Source organism: Aeromonas piscicola (genome assembly GCF_000820005.1).
Classification (GTDB): Bacteria; Pseudomonadota; Gammaproteobacteria; order Enterobacterales; family Aeromonadaceae; genus Aeromonas; species Aeromonas piscicola.
Genome location: NZ_CDBL01000087.1, coordinates 40,639 through 55,579, shown reverse-complemented (window position 1 = coordinate 55,579; position 14,941 = coordinate 40,639). Strand labels below are relative to the sequence as shown.

Here is a 14,941-nt window from a genome sequence, read left to right as displayed (position 1 = left end):
GCGTCAGACCCCTCCCCGCCATCAGCGCCCCCATGGCGGCCCACAAGGCGGCCACGCCCCAGCCCTGACAGAGCCACCAGATGGGGAAGAAGCCGCACAGTACCGCCACCAGCATGCTGTTACGCATCTCGCGGGCCCGGGTCGCACCGATGAAGACCCCATCCAGCAAGAAGCACCAGACCGCCAGCAATGGCATGACGATCAGCCAGGGCAGCTGGCGATTCGCCTCGGCGATCACCGCCGGAATGTCGGTGATATGGGCGATGAGCCGACTGCCACCCGCCGCAAACAGCAGACTGAAACCAATTGCGATGAGCAGCGCCCACCCCAGGTTCAGCACTATGGCCTCGCGCAGCCCCTGCCGATCCCGCCGACCTATGGCGCGGCCCACCATGGCCTCTACCGCATAGGCAAAGCCATCCAGCCCGTAGGAGATGATCATCAGGAAGTTGAGCAACACCGCATTGGCGGCCACAGCTACATCTCCCAGTCGCGCCCCCTGCAAGGTCATGAAGGCGAAACAAAGCTGCAGACAGAGGGAGCGGATGAAGATATCCCGGTTCAGACTGAGCAGTCTCAGCAAGGCCGGCCACTGACGCCAGCGCTGCCAGGCACTCTGCCACACTGCGGGCGACAGGCGGCGCAGATGACGGCTCACCAGCCAGAGTCCGACCCCCAGGGCGCTGTAATCTGCCAGCAGCGAGGCGGCGGCCACCCCTTTCACCTGCCAGCCCAGCCCCAGCACGAACCAGGTATCCAGCGCCATGTTGACCAGGTTGGTGAAGATCAGCAGCAGCATGGGGCTGCGGGCATCCTGCATACCCAGCAACCAGCCCATGATCACCAGATTGCAGAGTGCCACCGGCGCGCTCCAGATCCGTACCGACACATATTCGCCAGCATAGCCCTGCACCTCGGCTGAGCCGCCACCGAGTGCAATGAGCGAAGGCAGGAAGGGCAGCAACAGCAGTAGCAGGGCCAGCCCCAGTCCGACGGCGAGGCCGAGCGCCCGCGCCAGGGTGTCGAGCTGACTGTGCGGGCTACCGGCGCCATGGGCCTGGGCGGTCAACCCTGTGGTGGACATGCGCAGGAAACCCAGCAGCCAGAAGATGAGGTTGATGAGGGTTGCCCCGACCGAGACGCCACCGAGGAACCAGGCCTGGCCGAGATGACCGATCACCCAGGTATCCACCAGCCCCAGCAAGGGGGTGGTGATATTGGAGAGCACCATGGGCAAGGCCAAGGCAAACACGGCGCCATGGCGCCGGCCGTCTTTCAACCAGGGCGGGATCAACATGACAACCGACGCTCGCCTGACATCACTCGCTTTCCAGTCGCACGATTCTGGCAAAATCGGAGACCAGGGTCGCCATGACCACGTGCGGCACCTGCCCCTCGCTCATCTGGGGGCGGAACACGGCCTCCAGCTTGCCTTCCGGGTTGATCAGCACGATGGAGGCGGAATGGTCTATCAGGTAATCCTTTTCCCCCTGATCGGCGATGGAATAGATGAGGCCCAGATTGCGTACAAACGGGAACAGCTTGTCATGGGAACCGGTCGCCGCCTTGAACTCGGGGTGAAAGAAGGCGGTATAGGTCTTGAGGCGGGCCACGTCATCCCGCTGCGGATCCGCCGAGATGAACACCACCTGGCTCTCGGGTGCGATCTTCTTCAGCGCCGGGTAGACGGAGCGCAGATCCGCCAGCGTGGTCGGGCAGATATCCGGGCAGAAGGTATAACCGACAAACAGGAAGGTCCAGTGCCCCAGCAGACTGGCCGGGACGAAGGGCTGACCGTCCTCGTCGGTGAAGGCAAACGGATTGATGTCCCTCCCCGCCGGGTAGTAGTCGGCCTGCTCGGGCAGGGAGGGCTGGTTCCAGTAGAATGCGGCCATCATGCCCCCGACCAGCAGCAGAAACAGCAAGGGGTAACGCGGTTTAACCATAAAAACAGACCCTTTCACTTCGACATGCCCGCAGACCGGGCCCGAATGGATGACCCATTGTAACCCAGCCAATCCCGGACTGGACCATCCCATGTACCGGATGCCGATTCGGCATCCAACTTCGGTCAGAGGATGACGCTATGGGCTGGTCGCCGGACGAACAAGGCCAGAAAACAGCAGCCCCACCGTCAGGGTGGGGCTGTCAGCAGCAAGCGGGGGATATCAGGGTTGCAGCCTGCGCCGCTCATGGGGGCGGCGGACCAGGGCACGGAGCGGTATGACGGGGGCCGTCCAGGGAGCCGCCGCCGGCCCCCTGTCGTGATGGCTGTGAAACAGACGGACCAGGCGGACTATCTTGTCCTTGGGACAGCCCAGCCAGATGGTCCAGCAGGTGCCCTTGTGATGCACCCAGAGCGCATAGAAACGGGTCATCCGGTTACCCTTGATGAAACGTGTGATGGAAGAAACGGGCGATGCCAGACCCGGATCCCATGGCGAGTTTGAAGCCATACCTGTCCTCCTTGACCAAGAGGTCACGTCGACCGGCATCGTCTGCTACCGCTAGGTGGCCAGATCCTGTGACTGCCGCGTGTCGACTGCGCGAGTGTGCCCTCATTACCCGGACGGTCATTGCCGTCGGCGCCATGCTGGCCACCCTCCCTTCTTATCCCGCGATATCGCCTCTCTCTGTGGTGAGCCGGTCCAATGCCATTGCCGCCCAGCGCACATGAGGCTGTTGTCATGTATCCCTGCTGCCCTTGGGTTCCTGCGACGTGGGTAAAGAGCGTCTTGTCGAGCATCCGGGGGCAGCGCAACGAGTCCACTGCCTTACCAAATGATATATCTGAAATGAGTCACCTGCGGCCGTTCGCCGCAGACAAAATGGCGGGCATCAGGATCTGATTGAAATCATGGGGAAAGGAACACAGAAACGACACGGCCTCCCGCAGGAGGCCGTGTCGTGGCGAGGGTGCTTACATCCAGTCGGCGTTGCGGATCACGCCGACGGCCAAGCCCTCTATGGTGAGCTGCTGGCTGGAGAGATCCACCGCTATGGGCTCCAGATCCTCGTTTTCCGGCAGCAGCCACACCTGGCTGCCCTTGCGCTGGAAGCGCTTGACGGTGACATCCTCATCGAGGCGCGCCACCACCACCTGGCCGTTGCGCACCTCCTGGGTCTTGTGTACCGCCAGCAGATCGCCATCCAGGATGCCGATGTTCTTCATGCTCATGCCTTGCACCCGCAGCAGAAAATCCGCCCGGGGGTGGAACAGAGCAGGATCCACCTGGTAGTGGCTCTCGATGTGCTCCTGCGCCAGGATAGGTTCACCGGCCGCGACCTTGCCGATCAGGGGCAGGCCTGTCTCTTCCAGCACCTCTTCCTCTTCGATCAGCAGACGGATGCCGCGGGAAGTCCCCGGCATGATCTCGATGACCCCTTTCTTGGCCAGGGCCTTCAGATGTTCCTCGGCCGCATTGGCCGACTTGAAACCAAGCTTCTGGGCAATCTCGGCACGAGTCGGCGGCATGCCGGTCTCGCTCATATTCACCTTGATCAGCTCCAGCACTTCGGCCTGGCGGGGGGTAAGGGGTTTCATAACATTGGCACCTGTCTTTTTATACAGCACACTGGCAGTATATACAGTGCTGTGGCCAAGGCAAGGCGCAGCTGACATTTGTCATGGCCTGGCGCTCATTTACCCTTGTTTTGATCCTGCGCAGCCGACTCATCGTACCTCTCGGCGACAAGGCGCCGGTGATTTGCTATGCTCACGCCGCATTTTTTCGGAGAGCAGACGCACATGTCCCTTGGACAGAAGATTTCCAGAGCCATCTTGCAATGGCCGGTCAGTGGCTTGGTCAATCACAAGAGCCTGCCGGAAAATCCCATCACAGAGCTCAAGCTGGATCCGGCCAGACCCATAGTCTATGCCCTGAAAACCAGCTCGATCACCGACCTGATGACGCTGCAACAGTGCTGCGAGGATCTCGGCCTGCCCGGCCCCTTCACGCCGCTGGAGCTGAACGGCCAGTTGCTGCCGCGCTACGTCTGTCTGGACCGTCCGCCTCCCCTGTTTGGCAAGCGCAGCAAGCCGCTCCCCTTCCTGCAGGAGTTCCACCAGCTGCTGGATCTGCACAAGCAGGATCCGGCACTGGATATCCAGGTGGTGCCCGTCACTCTGTTCTGGGGCCGCGCCCCCGGCCGGGAAGGCGAGGAAGCCTCCGGCTGGAACATCATCAGCAGCTTGGCACCGAACCGCCTCAAGAAGGCGCTGATCGTGATCCTCAAGGGTCGCGAAAACCTGGTGCGCTTCTCCCCGCCGCTCTCCCTGCGTCAGATGGCCGACAAGCATGGCACAGACGAGGCTATCGCCCACAAGCTGGCGCGGGTGGCACGCACCCACTTCAGCCGCCAGCAGCTGGCGGCCACCGGCCCCAAGCTGCCGAACCGCAGCCTGTTGTTCAAACAACTGCTGGATTCGCGCGTGATCCAGCAGGCGATCGAGGAAGAGGCGCAGCGCGACGGCATCAGCCTGGAGAAAGCGCAAAAGCGCGCCCACGGTTACATGGACGAGATCGCCTCCGATTTCTCCTACCGGCTGATCCGTCTCAGTGAAAGCTTCCTCGGCTGGCTGTGGAACAAGCTCTATCGCGGCCTTTCGGTCAACGGCGCCGAGAAGGTACGCCAGCTGGCGCAAGAAGGGCACGAGATCGTCTATATGCCCTGCCATCGCAGCCACATGGACTACCTGCTGCTCTCCTACGTCATCTACCACCAGGGGATGGTGCCGCCCCACATAGCGGCGGGCATCAACCTCAACTTCTGGCCGGCGGGTCCCATCTTCCGCCACGGCGGTGCCTTCTTCATCCGCCGCACCTTCAAGGGCAATCCGCTCTACAGCACTGTATTCCGCGAATACCTCAACCTGCTGTTTGCCAAGGGCTATTCGGTGGAATTTTTTACCGAGGGTGGGCGCTCCCGCACCGGTCGTCTGCTGCCGCCCAAAACAGGCATGCTGGCGATGACACTGCAGGCAATGATGCGCGGGCTGGACAGACCCGTGACCCTGGTGCCCGTCTATCTGGGCTACGAGCACGTGATGGAGGTGAACACCTATCACAACGAGCTCAAGGGCAGCCGCAAGGAGAAAGAGAGCTTTCTGCAGGTGCTCGGCATACTGCGCAAGCTGCGCAACTATGGCCGCGGCTTCGTCAACTTCGGCGAACCCCTGACTCTCAACAGCTACCTCAATGAACATGCGCCCGAGTGGAAGGACCACATAGGTCAGGAGGAGCGCCCCGAGTGGATGGCACCCACAGTCACCCGGCTGGCCGAGCTGCTGATGACCCGCATCAACGCTGCCGCCGCCGTCAACGGCCTGACCCTGAGCGCGCTGGCACTGCTGGCCGCCGAACGCCACGCCCTGACTCGCGATGAACTGCAGGCACAGCTCAACACCTATCTGGACCTGCTCAAGCAGGTGCCCTACAGCCCCCAGAGCACAATCCCGGATGAGGATGCCAAAACACTGCTGGATCAGGCGATGGAGCTCAACAAGTTCGAGGTGAGCGAGGACAAGCTGGGCCAGATCATCAGCCTGGACCGCTATCAGGCGATCCTGCTGACCTACTACCGCAACAACATACTCCATCTGTTCGCCCTGCCCTCCCTGGTGGCGGCGCTGATCGAGCGTTGCGAGGGAATCTCCCGCGGCGAGATAGTCGCCCGTTGCATCGACATCTATCCGCTGCTCAAGACGGAGCTGTTCCTGCGCTACGAAGAGGATGAGCTGCCCGAGCTGGTCGATGCCCTGCTGGCCGAACTGCAACGCCAGCAACTGGTCGAGGCACGGGATGGCGGCTACTGGGTCAATCCGGGCAACCAGATGCGCCTGCTGCTGCTGGCCGAGAGCATTCAGGAGACGCTGCAACGCTACGCCATAGTGCTGACCCGGGTGCTGGCCCAGCCCCATGTCGAGGCGGAGCAGCTGGAGGCGGACGGCCTGATGATGGCGGAGCGCCTCGGCACCCTGCACGGCATCAATGCCCCCGAGTTCTTCGACCAGAAGCTGTTCAGCACCCTGATCCACACCCTGCGCAAGGAGGGCTACCTCTCTCCCGAGTGCAAACCGGATCTGGGCCGCTTCCAGGCGCTGGCCGACAACATAGTGCCGCTGCTGAGCAACAAGATCCGCCGTACCATACAGGCGGGCAACCGGCTCTGACCTCAAGAAGAGCCAGACACAGAGCAATAAAAAGGCCGCAGCATGCGGCCTTTTTCATGGCAGCAGGGTGACCCAGCCTCCGAATAGTGAGCGTCCCGGACGCCCGCGTCAGCGCGGCCGGCTCACAGGTAGTTGAGCGCGACCCCGGCAAACACCAGCGCGCCCACATAGTTGTTGTTGAGGAAGGCCTGGAAGCAGGCCTCCCGCTGCCGCTCCCGGATCAGCCGCTGCTGGTAGACAAACAGCGCCGCCGCCGCCAGCAGCGACCAGTAGTAGCTGGAGCCCAGCCCGCTCAGTTGACCCACCGCCAGCAGGATCAGCAGAGTGGCCAGTTGCAGCACCCCGATGATCCGCTTGTCATGACGACCGAACAGGATGGCGCTGGACTTGAGGCCGAGCCTGAGGTCATCGTCCCTGTCCACCATGGCATACTGGGTATCATAGGCGATGGTCCACAGCAGGTTGGCGAGAAACACCAGCCAGGCCACCAGTGGCAAGGCGTTGGCCTGGGCCGCATAGGCCATGGGAATGGACCAGGAGAAGGCCATGCCGAGCACCAGCTGGGGGATCGGAATGTAGCGCTTCATGAAGGGGTAGCAGACCGCCAGCAGCAGGGCCGCGAACGACAGGCCTATGGTGAGCGGGTTCATGGTCAGCACCAGACCGAACGAGATGAGCGCCAGCATGGTGAACAGCGCCAGCACCTCCCGCGGCTTGACCTTGCCCGTGGGCAGGGGCCGACCGGCGGTGCGCTTCACATGGCCATCGAAGTTGCGATCCGCGTAGTCGTTGATGACACAGCCGGCGGAGCGCATCAGAAATACCCCCACCACGAACACCAGCAGGGTCCAGAGATCCGGCAGGCCATCGGCCGCCAGCCAGAGTGCCCACAGGGTCGGCCACAGCAGCAACAGGGTACCGATGGGCTTGTCGATGCGGGCCAACTGCACATAGGCCAGTCCCCGCTCCTTGGTTAACAGATTCACTCCGGCTCCTTATTCGATGACAGCGAGGGCAAGAAGAGTTCATGGACCAGCAGTGGCCATTGCCCCAGAAACAGACGGGAACGGCGTCCCCAGACGGTGGCGGCCGGGCACCAGGGATTGCTCGCAATCTCGAAACAGGCCAGTTGCAGGTGATCGCGCCGCACGGGCTCGTCACCGAAGATACGCTCGCCCAACGGCTGTTCACCCAGCTCGCGCAGCCCGCTCTCTTGCAGGGCGGCTTCGGCAAACAGAGTCCAGCCCAGCACAGCCGGCCCCCCATCGCCATGCAGTATCACCTCGCGGCACAGGCCCATGGGTTGCTTGGCGGCCACCAGCTGCTGCTCATCGGCGCCAAGGGCGACGCTGCGATTGCCGAGCAGTTGCAGCGAGAAGTGACGGTTGTGACGACGCAGGCGCCGGGTCATGGAGTCGGTCTCCAGCAACCAGGGCCGCAGAGCCTCTGGCGGCTCACACTCTGCGGGAGCCCGCCACGGGACGAGCTGGACGAAGGGAACAGTCAACTCGGACTTCACAGCTTCACCATCCAGAGATTTCCGTTATCAGGTTAAAATCCGGTTTATTATCCGTAAATCAATCGAGAATTGTAAGAACATCCGTGCTTGACGGCCCCGATGGCAACATCAAAAATGGGGTATCTGCCGCTGATGAGCCATCTATATGAAGATCTTCAAAATTCTGCTGGTGTTGTTACTGAGCTGTGGCGCCCTGCATGCGCAGGCCTCGTCAGAGGAGGAGCCGCCCGCCGAAGGGGCCGAAGCCGCCAAGCCGGGTTTCCTCTATCACCTGCTGGATCCCGACATCATCACCAACTACCTGAGCGATGGCAAAACCCTCGGCTATATCCGGGTCACTGTGGAGCTGATGGCCGAGAACGAGGCCGATCTCAAGCTGCTGGAGCAGCACGACCCGCTGATCCGCGACGCCATCATACGCCTGATGGGCAGCAAGACCGGCGAGCAGATCAAGTCGCTGGTGAACCGCGAGGAACTGCGCAAGGAGTGCCAGACCCGGGCCAACGAGCTGCTGGTGAAAGAGACCGGCAAGAAGGCGGTGCGCGAGCTGATCTTCACCAAGTTCCTCTACCAGTAACCGACACAGGCAAGCAATACGGCCACCCAGGGGTGGCCGTATTGCTGTGTTCGAAATGAAAATTGATTACACTAGGCCCCACTGAGCTGTCGAGGTAGTCGGTATGGGCAACAAGACCCTGTGTGAATGGCGTCGCAGCGAGATCCCGACCGATCTCAAGACCCTGCGCAAGATAGTGCGCAAACCCAAGTTTGTCTGTGGCAAGTGCGCCCGCAGCGCCAATGACAAGAGCTATCTGTGTCAGCCGCTGCGGTTGAAAGAAGAGTAAGGCAGGTCATCCGCGCGGCCGGCTATTGATCGGTCCAGCCCTGGCGCCCCTGTTCGAACAATCTGCGCGCCTGTGTGTCGTTGGGACAGACGCCGCGATATTCGCCACCGGATCGGCCCGCCAGATAGAGGTGCTCCGGCCGGCAATACCAGGCCAGCCCTTTCTGGTGCCCCTGCTTCCACAGCTCGGCATCCACCTTCTTGCCACACTGCGTCTGGTGAAACTCGACCCGTTCCGTGGTGAAGCCCAGCTTGCCATCCGCCTCCCCCACCTCGCTCCATACCTTCTCGCACGGATCATCCGAGTGGGAGGCACAGCCCCCCAGCAGGGCGGCAAACACTATGACAGAGAGTCGCATAATCATCCTTGAGTGTCGTTTGGGCAGTTCATTCTAGCCAGCCTGACGCCGCCGACCAAGCGCTCGTCCCCATTCCTGTGAGCCGCACAAAAAAACAGGCGGGCCCCAAGGCCCGCCTGTGTGCTCAATGTGTGGACTACTGGTCGTCGAGAGGGTCATCGTCCTGCCAGCTCTCGTCTTCCCATTCATCCAGCTCTTCTTCCCAGGATTCCGGTTCCCATTCATCATCGAGATCGTAATCCGGCTTGTGTCCACCCATGCTCATTCTCCTTGGATAGTGCACCCGCACTCAAAGTCTATCCAGAAAAATGGGGCTCGCCAGTCAAGGCAGGATCAAAGTTTGACCAGGGTGCGCCCCGCGATCCGGCCCAGCGTGATGGCCTCGGCGGCCTCGACCACCTGCTCCAGTGCTATCTCGGTCACCGCCTGTTCGAAGAAGCTGGCGGGCAGATCCCGCGCCAGTCGCTGCCACGCCAGCTGGCGACGTGTCAGCGGGCACATCACCGAATCGACCCCCTGCAGCCGCACGTTGCGCAGGATGAAGGGCATCACGCTGGTCGGCAGATCGAAGCCGCCCGCCAGCCCGCAGGCGGCTACGGCGCCGCCGTAGTTCATCTGGGCCAGCAGCTTGGCCAGCACCTGGCTGCCGACTGTGTCGATCGCCCCGGCCCACAACTGCTTCTCCAGCGGCTTGGCGGGCTCCAGCAGCTCGCTGCGTGGTACTATGCGACTGGCCCCGAGGGCGGTCAGCATGGCTCCCTGCTCCTCGGGACGGCCGGTCAGAGCCGCGACTTGATAACCCAGCGCGGCCAGCAGGGCCACGGCGGTGGAACCCACCCCGCCCGCGGCGCCCGTCACCAGGATCTCGCCGCTCTGCGGGGTGACGCCCGCCTCCTCCAGCGCCAACACGCAGAGCATTGCGGTGAGGCCGGCGGTGCCGATGCACATGGCCTGGCGTTCATCCAGCCCGACCGGCAGCGGCACCAGCCAGTCGGCCTTGACCCGCGCCTGCTCGGCCATGCCGCCCCAGTGTCCTTCGCCCACACCCCAGCCGGTCAGCACCACCTTGTCACCGATCTGATAGCGGCTATCGGTCGATTCCAGCACGGTACCGGCGAAGTCGATACCGGGCACCAGCGGCCACTGACGCACTATCTTGCCCTTGCCGGTGATAGCCAGCCCATCCTTGTAGTTGATGGAACTGTAGGTGACCGCCACCCGCACTTCACCTTCCGGCAACTGGCTCTCGGCCAGCCGGGTCAGGGTTGGAACAGTCTTGCCGTCTTGGTTTTCCAGTAACAGAGCCTTGAACATGGTTGCCTCTTTGATGACGTGTGAAACGGGAATTAGCTGCTTTGGCGCTTTTGCAGTTGAAACTCGAGGAGCTGGGTACACTCTTGCAGTTCCTCGCCGGCCAGCTTGCGCAGGATAATCTCGGCAGCCATGCTGCCCATTTTGCGATAGGGAATATGTACCGATGTCAGAGCTGGATAACAGGCCTTCGCTACATCGGAATCGTCAAAACCGGCTATGGCCAGCTTGCCGGGCACGTTCAGGTGACGACGTTGACACTCGAACAGCACGCCAGCTGCCAGCTCGTCGTTGACGCAGATCAGCGCGTCCAGCTCTGGCCAGCGCATCAGAAACTCACCCAGCATGGCAGCCCCTGTGCTGAAACTGGGAGCCTCCGAAGTATTGATCACCATATCTGGCGAGAGATAACTCTCCAGCATCGCCTGTTGCCAGCCGCGCATTCGCTGCTGCAGCATCCACTGCTCCTGGCGGGCGCAGAGAAAACCGATATTACGGTAACCCCGCTCGATCATATGACGAGTCAGCCGATAGCCTGCATCTTGATTGGAGCCGCCTATACAGATACCCATGGGATGGGGCACCAGTGCACCCACCTCGACCACCGGCAAGCGACTCTGTCGCAACAACAATTTGTCATCCGGCGACTCAAGACAGCCCAGCACGATCACGGCTGCCGGATTGTACTGCAGCAAATGCTCCAGCTGCTCGCTCTGCTGGCGCAGGTGTTGGGCGTCTCCCAACACCAGCTGATAACCGGCTTTCATCAACACAGGTTGCAGCCCGGCCATCAGTTCGGCACTGGCTCGATCCAGCAGGCTTGGCACTATCACCAGAATGACATGGGAGGTACCCGAGGCCAGCGCCCCCGCCGCCCGGTTGGGAATGTAGCCGAGTTCATCCACGGCGGCATCGATGCGCTCGCGCATCTTGTCTGACACCAGCTCGGGGGTGCGCAGGGCACGGGACACCGTCATGGCCCCCACGCCGGCCAGCTGGGCCACATCGTTGAGGGTCACCCGACCCGTGCTACGGCGCTTCTTCGCTTCTGACATCCCTTCCCTTCCTCGACATACGGGTGCTCACTTTAAGGCAAAAGTGCAGCACTGACTATTTGCTCAAACCGGATTTTACCCCCTTTGAGCGAGTGGAGGGGCAAGATGAATCCCACTCATGGTATAAATGATAGCGCTATCACAGTTTCATGTTAGCGCTATCAGATAGCGCTAACTTTCGCGATCACCCTCACAGTTTCACCACCGCAAGATGGTTAGATTGGCCCCCATCTTAACTAGCCGGATCACCACCATGCTGACTCAACTGCTGACCGAGGATGTCATCCGCATCGAACCCGCCGCCCGCGACTGGCGCCACGCCATCGAGCTGGCGACGGCGCCCCTGCTGGCCAACGGCACCATCGAGCCCTCCTACGTGGCGGCGCTGTTTCGCTCTCATGAAGAGCTCGGCCCCTACTACGTACTGGGCCCCGGTCTGGCGATGCCACACGCTCGCCCCGAGGATGGGGTTAACCGCTTGGGTCTGGGGCTGACAGTCATCAAGCAGGGGGTCAACTTCGATTCCGAAGGCAACGATCCGATCCAGCTGCTGATCACCCTGGCGGCCAGTGACAGCAACTCCCACGTGGAGACCATAGCCCAGCTGGCCGAGCTGTTTATGAATGAAGAGGATGTGGCGGCCATCATTGCGGCCGACACCAAAGACGACATCTTGCGCGTTCTGGCGCGCTACTGATCTGCGCCAAGGCGCACCTGACAGAGGAAGAGACAATGAAAATTCTGGTTGTATGTGGTCACGGTCTGGGCACCAGCCTGATGATGGAAATGAGCATCAAGAGCATCCTGAAAGAGCTGGCCGTCACCGCCGAAGTGGATCACCGCGATCTGGCCTCCGCCGGTAGTGAAACCGCCGAGATGTTTGTCGCCACCCGCGACATCGCCGAGCAGTTGCAATCCATGGGCGTCAACGGCCGTCTGGTGTCGCTGGACAACATGGTCGACAAGGCCGCGATGAAAGAGAAGCTCTCCACCGCCCTGCGCGAACTGGGCGCCCTCTAAGAATCCTCCATGCGGCCTGCGGGCCGCATCTTCCATTGCCAGGAGCTGACCATGGAATTTTTCAATTTTCTGATGTTTGACGTGCTGTCCGAGCCGGCCGTGCTGGTCGGCCTGATCGCGCTTATCGGCCTGATTGCCCAGAAGAAACCGGTGACCGAGTGCATCAAGGGCACGGTCAAGACCATCATGGGTTTCGTTATTCTGGGGGCTGGTGCCACCCTGGTGATCAACTCGCTGGGTGACTTCGCCGTCATCTTCCAGCACGCCTTCGGCATCAAGGGCGTCGTGCCCAACAACGAGGCCATCGTCTCCATCGCCCAGACTTCGTTTGGCAAGGAGATGGCGATGATCATGTTCTTCGCCATGCTGGTGAACATCCTGATCGCCCGTCTGACACCGTGGAAATTCATCTTCCTGACAGGTCACCACACCCTGTTCATGTCGATGATGGTGGCGGTGATCCTCTCTGCCGGTGGCATGAGTGGCATTCCGCTGATCGCGGTCGGCAGTCTGGTAGTTGGTGTCGCCATGGTCTTCTTCCCGGCCATCGCCCACCCCTTCATGAAGCAAATCACCGGCTCCGATGAGGTGGCGCTGGGTCACTTCTCCACCTGCTCCTACGTGCTCTCCGCCCTGATCGGCGCCAAGTTCGGCAACAAGGCCCACAGCTGTGAAGATGTGCAGGTACCCAAGAGTCTGCTGTTCCTGCGCGACACCCCGGTGGCCATCTCCTTCACCATGGGCATCATCTTCCTGGTGACCGCCGCCTTCGCCGGCCCCGAATTTGTGACCAGCGTCGCCAAGGGCAAGCACTGGTTCATGTTCTCCCTGATGCAGTCCATCACCTTCGCGGCGGGCGTCTACGTCATCCTGCAGGGTGTGCGGATGGTCATCGCCGAGATCGTACCGGCCTTCAAGGGGATCTCCGACAAGCTGGTGCCGAACGCCAAACCGGCGCTCGACTGCCCCATCGTCTTCCCCTACGCCCCCAACGCCGTGCTGATCGGCTTCCTGTCGAGCTTTGCCGCCGGTCTGGTGGGGATGGTACTGCTCTATCTGCTGGGGCTGACCGTCATCATCCCGGGCGTGGTACCCCACTTCTTCGTCGGCGCGGCCGCCGGGGTATTCGGCAATGCCACCGGTGGTCGTCGTGGCGCCATTCTGGGCTCCTTCGCCAACGGCCTGCTGTTGCTCACCATTCTGCCGGTGTTCCTGCTGCCGGTGCTGGGCGACCTCGGCTTTGCCAACACCACCTTCAGCGACTCCGATTTCGGCGTGCTGGGCATCCTGCTGGGGCTGATCGTTCGCTAATCCCGGTCAGTGCCAAAAACAGAAACGGAGCGCATCGCGCTCCGTTTTTTATGGCTGGTCATCTTGTATGAGTGGGCCTGGGCTCAGTCGCTTTCCAACGCAGCGAGGCAGTGGGACAGGGTGCGCACCAGCGCCCCCTGATTGCGCAACACCACGGCACGGGCATGCTCCCCCATCTTGCGGCGGGCGCTCCCGTCAGCAAACAGCTGGCTCACCTGCTCGCCCAGTGCGGCGGCATCGGCCACGATAACGGCGCCCCCCTGAGCCACCAGCTGGCGGGTGATATCGCTGAAGTTGAAGTAGGCGGGGCCAGTCAGACAGGGCTTGCCGAGCGCCGCAGGCTCCAGCAGGTTGTGACCACCGATCTTCACCAGACTGCCACCGACAAACGCCACATCGGCCGCCGCCAGCATCAGCGGCAACTCACCCATGGTATCGCCGAGATAGACCTTGTGCTGCGCGCCTATCACGGCATGACTGGTACGCCGCACGCAGCCATAAGGGGCACACAGCTCAGCCACCCGGTCGAACCGCTCGGGGTGGCGCGGCACCAGGATCAGCAGCGCATCGGGATGGCGCTTGAGCAGCAGATCGAAGGCGACCAGCACCTGCTCGTCCTCACCCTGATGGGTGCTGGCGGCGATCCAGACCGGCCGATCCGCACCCAGCTGCTGACGCAGGGCGCGACCCTTGGCCTGTACCTCGTCCCCCAGCTGAATGTCGAATTTGATGGAGCCGGTCACTGCCAGCCGTGCGCGGCTGATGCCGAGGCGGGCGAAACGGTCGGCATCGTCCTGATGCTGGCAAAGCAGATGGGTCAGCGGCCGGCTCAAAGTATCAAACGCCCCCTGGAAACGGGCATAGCGCTGGCAGGATCGCTCCGAAAGGCGAGCATTGATGATGGTCACCGGCAGGTGTCGCGTCTCGCAGGCCGCCAGCCAGTTCGGCCACAGCTCTGTCTCCATCACCCAGAGGGCGCGCGGCTTGATGCGCTTGAGGAAGGTGGCCACCGCCCAGGGGTAGTCGAGCGGGGCGTAGCGATGCACCACCAACTCCCCCAGCTTGGCGGCCTGCTCGGCGCCGGTGCGGGTGGTTGTGGTGAGCAGGATCGGCAAGTCCGGCCGCTCGGCCTTGAGGGCGCGAATGAAGGGACTGATGGCCAGCGTCTCACCGACGCTCACCGCATGGATCCAGAGCGGCGTCTCTTGCCCGCTGGCCGGCGTCCATCCCAGATGCTCGGCCCAGCGCGCACCGAAGCCGGGCTTGCCCTTCTTCGGCTTGTAGAGCGCCAGCAACGCCAGCGGCAAACCCAGGTGGATCAGCAGGTTGTAGAGCAACCGATAGCCCATG

The 14,941-nt window shown here is 62.1% G+C and carries 17 protein-coding genes; 6 read left to right on the top strand and 11 right to left on the bottom strand.

All coding sequences use genetic code 11. The features are described from left to right. From BN1128_RS23345 to lexA, 4 genes are all read right to left on the bottom strand, one after another. Nucleotides 1–1,297: MATE family efflux transporter (locus BN1128_RS23345; RefSeq protein ID WP_042873426.1), on the bottom strand; the 1,297-nt coding region annotated here is incomplete at its 3' end. Nucleotides 1,298–1,319: 22 nt separating this feature from the next. Next, nucleotides 1,320–1,946, bottom strand: a complete 627-nt coding sequence (locus BN1128_RS23340) for an SCO family protein (RefSeq protein WP_042873424.1) — start codon at nucleotides 1,944–1,946, stop codon at nucleotides 1,320–1,322. A gap of 222 nt (nucleotides 1,947–2,168) precedes the next feature. Beyond that, entirely contained in the window at nucleotides 2,169–2,456 is a 288-nt protein-coding gene (locus tag BN1128_RS23335) for a hypothetical protein (RefSeq protein WP_042873422.1), read from the bottom strand. A 464-nt stretch (nucleotides 2,457–2,920) separates the two neighbouring features. Beyond that, the gene (lexA, locus tag BN1128_RS23330; protein WP_042873420.1) at nucleotides 2,921–3,544 is read right to left on the bottom strand and encodes a transcriptional repressor LexA; all 624 of its coding nucleotides are present in this window, start codon (nucleotides 3,542–3,544) and stop codon (nucleotides 2,921–2,923) included. 204 nt (nucleotides 3,545–3,748) lie between these two features. On the opposite strand from lexA, the gene plsB reads away from it, so the two are divergent. After that, a complete protein-coding gene (plsB, locus tag BN1128_RS23325; protein WP_042873417.1) occupies nucleotides 3,749–6,172 on the top strand; it encodes a glycerol-3-phosphate 1-O-acyltransferase PlsB in 2,424 nt (807 codons plus the stop codon). Between the two features lie 122 nt (nucleotides 6,173–6,294). On the opposite strand, the gene ubiA is transcribed toward plsB, so the two are convergent. Together ubiA and BN1128_RS23315 are read right to left on the bottom strand one after the other, a co-directional pair. Then, the gene (ubiA, locus tag BN1128_RS23320) at nucleotides 6,295–7,158 is read right to left on the bottom strand and encodes a 4-hydroxybenzoate octaprenyltransferase (protein WP_042873414.1); all 864 of its coding nucleotides are present in this window, start codon (nucleotides 7,156–7,158) and stop codon (nucleotides 6,295–6,297) included. Then, nucleotides 7,155–7,691 carry a chorismate--pyruvate lyase family protein gene (locus BN1128_RS23315; protein ID WP_042873412.1) on the bottom strand — a complete coding sequence of 179 codons (537 nt, stop codon included), beginning with the start codon at nucleotides 7,689–7,691 and terminating at the stop codon, nucleotides 7,155–7,157. Before BN1128_RS23315 ends, ubiA begins: the two co-directional genes overlap by 4 nt. 145 nt (nucleotides 7,692–7,836) lie before the next feature. Between BN1128_RS23315 and BN1128_RS23310 the strand changes: the two genes are divergently transcribed. Together BN1128_RS23310 and BN1128_RS25775 are read left to right on the top strand one after the other, a co-directional pair. Further along, nucleotides 7,837–8,268, top strand: coding sequence for a flagellar basal body-associated FliL family protein (locus tag BN1128_RS23310; protein WP_042873410.1), 432 nt, complete (start codon nucleotides 7,837–7,839; stop codon nucleotides 8,266–8,268). A 103-nt stretch (nucleotides 8,269–8,371) separates the two neighbouring features. Further along, nucleotides 8,372–8,536 carry a hypothetical protein gene (locus BN1128_RS25775; protein WP_005321246.1) on the top strand — a complete coding sequence of 55 codons (165 nt, stop codon included), beginning with the start codon at nucleotides 8,372–8,374 and terminating at the stop codon, nucleotides 8,534–8,536. Nucleotides 8,537–8,558: 22 nt separating this feature from the next. Here the strand turns inward: BN1128_RS25775 and BN1128_RS23305 are convergent, their stop codons facing one another. From BN1128_RS23305 to BN1128_RS23295, 4 genes are all read right to left on the bottom strand, one after another. Beyond that, on the bottom strand, nucleotides 8,559–8,894 hold the full coding sequence (locus BN1128_RS23305; protein ID WP_042873408.1) for a DUF2799 domain-containing protein: 336 nt from the start codon (nucleotides 8,892–8,894) through the stop codon (nucleotides 8,559–8,561). 136 nt (nucleotides 8,895–9,030) lie between these two features. After that, nucleotides 9,031–9,153, bottom strand: a complete 123-nt coding sequence (locus tag BN1128_RS26475) for a hypothetical protein (RefSeq protein WP_111589670.1) — start codon at nucleotides 9,151–9,153, stop codon at nucleotides 9,031–9,033. A 74-nt stretch (nucleotides 9,154–9,227) separates the two neighbouring features. Further along, nucleotides 9,228–10,208 carry an acrylyl-CoA reductase (NADPH) gene (gene acuI / locus BN1128_RS23300; RefSeq protein ID WP_042873406.1) on the bottom strand — a complete coding sequence of 327 codons (981 nt, stop codon included), beginning with the start codon at nucleotides 10,206–10,208 and terminating at the stop codon, nucleotides 9,228–9,230. A 32-nt stretch (nucleotides 10,209–10,240) separates the two neighbouring features. After that, the gene (locus BN1128_RS23295) at nucleotides 10,241–11,260 is read right to left on the bottom strand and encodes a LacI family DNA-binding transcriptional regulator (protein ID WP_042873404.1); all 1,020 of its coding nucleotides are present in this window, start codon (nucleotides 11,258–11,260) and stop codon (nucleotides 10,241–10,243) included. Nucleotides 11,261–11,513: 253 nt separating this feature from the next. On the opposite strand from BN1128_RS23295, the gene BN1128_RS23290 reads away from it, so the two are divergent. From BN1128_RS23290 to BN1128_RS23280, 3 genes are read left to right on the top strand one after another with little or no spacing between them, the layout of a single operon-like run. Then, the gene (locus BN1128_RS23290) at nucleotides 11,514–11,957 is read left to right on the top strand and encodes a PTS sugar transporter subunit IIA (protein ID WP_042873401.1); all 444 of its coding nucleotides are present in this window, start codon (nucleotides 11,514–11,516) and stop codon (nucleotides 11,955–11,957) included. A 35-nt stretch (nucleotides 11,958–11,992) separates the two neighbouring features. Further along, nucleotides 11,993–12,280: a PTS sugar transporter subunit IIB gene (locus BN1128_RS23285; protein ID WP_042873399.1), complete on the top strand. Its 288-nt coding sequence runs from the start codon at nucleotides 11,993–11,995 to the stop codon at nucleotides 12,278–12,280. A 51-nt stretch (nucleotides 12,281–12,331) separates the two neighbouring features. Next, nucleotides 12,332–13,591, top strand: a complete 1,260-nt coding sequence (locus BN1128_RS23280) for a PTS ascorbate transporter subunit IIC (protein ID WP_042873430.1) — start codon at nucleotides 12,332–12,334, stop codon at nucleotides 13,589–13,591. An 83-nt stretch (nucleotides 13,592–13,674) separates the two neighbouring features. Here BN1128_RS23280 and waaA read toward each other — a convergent pair whose 3' ends face one another. Next, the gene (gene waaA / locus BN1128_RS23275; protein WP_042873397.1) at nucleotides 13,675–14,940 is read right to left on the bottom strand and encodes a lipid IV(A) 3-deoxy-D-manno-octulosonic acid transferase; all 1,266 of its coding nucleotides are present in this window, start codon (nucleotides 14,938–14,940) and stop codon (nucleotides 13,675–13,677) included. Between the last annotated feature and the right edge of the window lies 1 nt (nucleotide 14,941).

Coding starts and splice junctions, on each gene's coding strand:
- BN1128_RS23340 (WP_042873424.1), bottom strand. CDS start 1,946: ATGGTTAAACCGCGTTACCCCTTGCTGTTTCTGCTGCTGGTCGGGGGC.
- BN1128_RS23335 (WP_042873422.1), bottom strand. CDS start 2,456: ATGGCTTCAAACTCGCCATGGGATCCGGGTCTGGCATCGCCCGTTTCT.
- lexA (WP_042873420.1), bottom strand. CDS start 3,544: ATGAAACCCCTTACCCCCCGCCAGGCCGAAGTGCTGGAGCTGATCAAG.
- plsB (WP_042873417.1), top strand. CDS start 3,749: ATGTCCCTTGGACAGAAGATTTCCAGAGCCATCTTGCAATGGCCGGTC.
- BN1128_RS23310 (WP_042873410.1), top strand. CDS start 7,837: ATGAAGATCTTCAAAATTCTGCTGGTGTTGTTACTGAGCTGTGGCGCC.
- BN1128_RS25775 (WP_005321246.1), top strand. CDS start 8,372: ATGGGCAACAAGACCCTGTGTGAATGGCGTCGCAGCGAGATCCCGACC.
- BN1128_RS23305 (WP_042873408.1), bottom strand. CDS start 8,894: ATGCGACTCTCTGTCATAGTGTTTGCCGCCCTGCTGGGGGGCTGTGCC.
- BN1128_RS26475 (WP_111589670.1), bottom strand. CDS start 9,153: ATGGGTGGACACAAGCCGGATTACGATCTCGATGATGAATGGGAACCG.
- acuI (WP_042873406.1), bottom strand. CDS start 10,208: ATGTTCAAGGCTCTGTTACTGGAAAACCAAGACGGCAAGACTGTTCCA.
- BN1128_RS23295 (WP_042873404.1), bottom strand. CDS start 11,260: ATGTCAGAAGCGAAGAAGCGCCGTAGCACGGGTCGGGTGACCCTCAAC.
- BN1128_RS23290 (WP_042873401.1), top strand. CDS start 11,514: ATGCTGACTCAACTGCTGACCGAGGATGTCATCCGCATCGAACCCGCC.
- BN1128_RS23285 (WP_042873399.1), top strand. CDS start 11,993: ATGAAAATTCTGGTTGTATGTGGTCACGGTCTGGGCACCAGCCTGATG.
- BN1128_RS23280 (WP_042873430.1), top strand. CDS start 12,332: ATGGAATTTTTCAATTTTCTGATGTTTGACGTGCTGTCCGAGCCGGCC.
- waaA (WP_042873397.1), bottom strand. CDS start 14,940: ATGGGCTATCGGTTGCTCTACAACCTGCTGATCCACCTGGGTTTGCCG.